The organism is Vibrio sp. 1F263 (genome assembly GCF_041439035.1).
GTDB lineage: Bacteria > Pseudomonadota > Gammaproteobacteria > Enterobacterales > Vibrionaceae > Vibrio > Vibrio tasmaniensis_A.
In genome coordinates, this window is sequence record NZ_JBGONI010000112.1 from 1 (window position 1) to 1859 (window position 1859).

Here is a 1859-nt window from a genome sequence, read left to right on the forward strand (position 1 = left end):
ATGAGGTCCTGGGGGTTCGTAATGAAGTGAGTTCCCTTAAAAACCTCATTATTGCAACAGCCTTCGCGATGATTGCGACGGTAGCCGGTGCCGCGTTTTGGGTGGGTAGTCATATCAACGTTTAATGTTCAAATATGTTTTCTGAAATGCCTCTTATCCTAGAGGCATTTTTTTGTTCTCGTTATGTCCTCGATCGCTTCAACGCTCGCGCTAAAAGAATTTAAGCCAAAGGCTCGACCGCAAGCGGTCGTCAAACCGGCTCTCAGTACCACAGTGCGCCCATTTACTCGATGTTTGATTATATTGCTTTGTCATGGTGTCACTTTGTGGGTTTGTGGCTGATAGGCGCCTTTTTTATTATAACGGTTTAAGGCTGATTTGAAGCGTAGCGTCATGATAAAGGCTTGAGTTGTGCGTTACCCTTCGGGCAAGGCTCTCCGCTTGTATCTTTCATCTATGGCCTAAACGTGGCATCACCCGGGTGAGTCACTGCGTGCCGCCCCAGAATGTGCCTCTCTACAGCCCCTATCTAAACGGATATCGCTGCAATCCTGAACGCCTGCGCTACTGCGTAGCTGCGCCTCGTCGTGCCTCCTCGTTACCTTTCACTGATTTCAATTAAGTTCGAGTAAAGGCTTGCTGTCTTATGTGCCGATTTCCCTTTCGACTCGCATCATTTGATGGTGCTCGCAGGCTGTTAACCATCCTCAATCAGAACCTTCTCTGCAAGGGTAAATGAACGCTTCGCGCCCCTGCAGAGAAGAACCATGTTTGAGGTGTGGACAGCCAAGCGGCTCCATAAAAGTGATCCTCAAACAGAAAGGAAACTCCTCATGGCACAACAACATACAACCCCAACTCTCTCTAAATCGAATTTCAGCGACCAGCGTTTCGCCGCTGGGCACGAAAGCTCACCAAAAAATGATATCTCTTTACTGCGTATTCCTCAGCGTACAGAGGGAGAAGAGCACGGCTTTTCTCTTACGCCGTGTAGCGATATTACCTTAGCTGAACTCAAAATCGCGGGATTTACTCTGCGTGATTCTAAGTTCTACCCATCCACTCTGGCTGAGGTTGAGAAGAGTATCTTACATCACTTTAAAATAGGGGACTTAACTGACAATTTTATTGTGAAGGATGTATCAACCCCTTCGAGAGCCCTCTTTTCGTTTCACCGTTGCCCGTTTTAATTACTGGGATATTTTTGTATTAACGTCAGGAGTAAGTCATGAAATATCTCTCCCACTATGTTCAAGACAAACAAACGCTAGCATTTAATGAAGCAGGGGCATTTTTTGCCTTTTCCACTAAACAGTTCGATGAAGCAAAAAAAGAGGGCGTGAAATATGCGTCGTTAGGTATGGGTTTAATTTGCCCTGTTGATAATGCAAAGCAATTAATGACCCGTTTAGATTCTATTGCTCAAGAAGGGATCGCCGAAGACATCGAAGAGAATGGTAAAAAAGCGATCATTCGCCGTGAGCTATTCAATCACGAGTGTTTTTATACCAATGACATTTGTGATTGTGTCGAAAGTCTCGAAGGGTATGGTATTTCTTACGATGAAGTGTATAAGGTATTTAATCACATTCGTAAAACGGAAGACGTTTCTTAAACGCTAAAAGTAAAGCGCCTTGATATTTGCTGTATCAAATATCAAGGCAAATTCAATTTAAATACAGGGGTAAATAAAATGAACATTAAAAATCTTACATCAGGTAACGAAGAAATAAAAGAAAAAAATTATGTTTGTACGGTTGTGCCGTTTGATCTTGGCCAAGTCGTTTGTACACAAGGCATTGCTGAACGGCTTTGTTGCGTAATTCAATGGAACTAAATCAAGAACCTACGATCTGATC

3 protein-coding genes are annotated in these 1859 nt (G+C 43.6%); all 3 read left to right on the plus strand.

Features of this window, described 5'->3' with window-relative positions:
* The first annotated feature begins 833 nt into the window (after positions 1-833).
* Positions 834-1190, plus strand: a complete 357-nt coding sequence (locus ACED25_RS23300; protein ID WP_102421257.1) for a hypothetical protein — start codon at positions 834-836, stop codon at positions 1188-1190.
* A gap of 38 nt (positions 1191-1228) precedes the next feature.
* Positions 1229-1615, plus strand: coding sequence for a hypothetical protein (locus tag ACED25_RS23305; RefSeq protein ID WP_102579847.1), 387 nt, complete (start codon positions 1229-1231; stop codon positions 1613-1615).
* A gap of 78 nt (positions 1616-1693) precedes the next feature.
* Positions 1694-1837: a hypothetical protein gene (locus tag ACED25_RS23310; RefSeq protein WP_371696252.1), complete on the plus strand. Its 144-nt coding sequence runs from the start codon at positions 1694-1696 to the stop codon at positions 1835-1837.
* Positions 1838-1859: the final 22 nt, after the last annotated feature.